3 protein-coding genes are annotated in these 2,061 nt (G+C 66.3%); all 3 read left to right on the plus strand.

Translation table 11 applies throughout. The features are described from left to right. Positions 1–559, plus strand: a 559-nt coding sequence (locus tag TX88_RS26170) for a TetR/AcrR family transcriptional regulator (RefSeq protein ID WP_044520981.1), incomplete at its 5' end; no start/stop codon positions are given. 73 nt (positions 560–632) lie between these two features. Continuing rightward, positions 633–1,058 (plus strand): DUF6188 family protein, encoded by a 426-nt coding sequence (locus tag TX88_RS26175; protein WP_003882618.1) that lies wholly within the window; start codon positions 633–635, stop codon positions 1,056–1,058. A gap of 124 nt (positions 1,059–1,182) precedes the next feature. Further along, the coding region (locus tag TX88_RS35360; protein ID WP_044520986.1) for an MMPL family transporter at positions 1,183–2,061 on the plus strand (879 nt) is incomplete at its 3' end.

The following is a 2,061-nucleotide window of genomic DNA, read 5'->3' on the forward strand; positions in this document are numbered from 1 at the left end:
GTGGGCGCGTCGCGAGGCGATCCTGGATGCCGCGTGGACGGTGGCCTCAGCACACGGTTTTGACGGTGTGCAGATGCGTGCGGTGGCCGCGCAGGCCGGCATTGCCGCCAGCTCGCTGTATCGGCATTTCCGATCCAAAAGCCATCTGCTGGTGACGGTGCTGGCCCGCGAATTCGAACGTCTCGACACCGAATTCGTCTGGAGTACCGGTGAACTGGCGCCGCAGGCCCGGCTGGGGCGGTTGACCACCCACCTGCACACAGCCTGGCAGGCCAACCCGCACCTGACCGAGGCGATGGTGCGTGCGTTCGTCGTGGCCGACACCGAGGCCACCAGCGCGATCGAGCACGCTGTCGCGGTGATCGAGGACATGCTGGCCCGCGCCCTGGGCGGGCCCACACCCAGCGCACATGACCGGGACGTGGCCAGCCTGATCGCCGACGTGTGGCTGGCCAACCTGATCGCCGTCATCGGCGGCCGGATCGATGCGGACCTGGCCCGCGAACGCATCGACCGCACAACCCGACAGCTGGTGCACGGCACCCACACCACCACTTAGCGATACTAGTAGTATCGCTGCGCTACTCCCAGTACCATAAAGCGACACAACGACGTGTCGAAGGGAGCCGGGCATGCATACCCCCTGGATCGAGCGGTGCACCGTTCAGCGTGTCTCGTTGCGCGACGGATTGGTGCTCGACCTCGACGATTACAACGAATTGGTGATCGCCACCCCGATCCGGCTGACCCTGCCGCCGATCGGATCGTCTTATCCCGAAGAGCAGGTCCTCATCGACCCGGGCAACGTCTCGGTCCAGCAGCGTCCGTTGCTGGACCTGGCCGGCGCGGTGTGCACGGGGGCGTGGTGCGACGAGGGCGGCGGGTTGCACCTGGGTTTTTCCCGCGGGCATCGCATCGATGTCGCCCCCCAGGAGGCCGCGACCTCCTGGGAGCTCTACGGCAAACGCCACGGCTACATGGCATGCCTGCCCCGCGGGCGGGTGCGGGTGGTGCGCCACGACCTGCCCGACGACGAATCTGAGGACACCGCAAGTTAATTCACCCCCCACCGCGCCCAGCCGCAACCATGGCCCGAAAGGTCGGCGCGGCCCTTCCGATCCTCGTGTGGGACTATTAGTATCGTAGCGATACCGATAGTTTCGTTTCTTGGGAGGCGTGGGGATGGGCGATCGAACCGGAGATGCTGGGCCTTCCCGTGGCCGGCGCGGCGTCGATCTGTCCGGATCTTCGGAATACAGCGCCCGGTTGGGTCGGCTCGCGGCGTTCACGGTGGGCCACAAGGCATTGGTGATCGGTGGATGGATCGCGGCCGCGGTGGTGCTGGCGCTGCTGTTCCCGCAGCTGGAGACGGTGGTGCGCCAACAGTCGGTCGATCTGATCCCGCGTGATGTGCCCTCGTTTCAGACCGTGGACCGCATGAGTGAGGCGTTCGGTGAGCAGGGCTCCAAGACGATGCTGTTCGTCGCGATGCAAGACCCGGCCGGTCTGACCCCCGATAATCAGCTGCGCTATCAGGATCTGGTGGGGCGGTTGCGCGCCGATCACGACCATGTCCTGCTGGTCCAGGATCTGCTGGCCGACCCGGTCACCAGAACCCAGGCGGTCAGCGGTGACGGCAAGGCCTGGTATCTGCCGGTCGGGGTGGCCGGCACGCTCGGTGATCCCACCGCGGCCGAATCCGTGCAAGCCGTGCGCGATCTCACCGACACGGCATTCGCCAACACGTCCACCACGGCCTATGTGACAGGGCCACCGGCCACGTTCGCCGATCAGATCGCCTCAGCCGAGCACGACCTGGTGTTCATTTCGATCGCCACCGCCGGGCTGATCGCGCTGATCCTGCTGATCGTGTACCGGTCGGTGTTCACCGCGCTGCTGCCGCTGCTGGTGATCGGGATCAGCCTGGCCGTCGGGCGTGGGGTGCTCTCTGCCCTGGGGGAAATCGGCATGCCGGTCTCGCAGTTCACCGTGGCGTTCATGACCGCGATCCTGCTCGGCGCCGGCACCGACTACACCGTGTTTCTGATCAGCCGCTACCAC

The organism is Mycolicibacterium septicum DSM 44393, assembly GCF_000455325.1.
GTDB lineage: Bacteria > Actinomycetota > Actinomycetes > Mycobacteriales > Mycobacteriaceae > Mycobacterium > Mycobacterium septicum.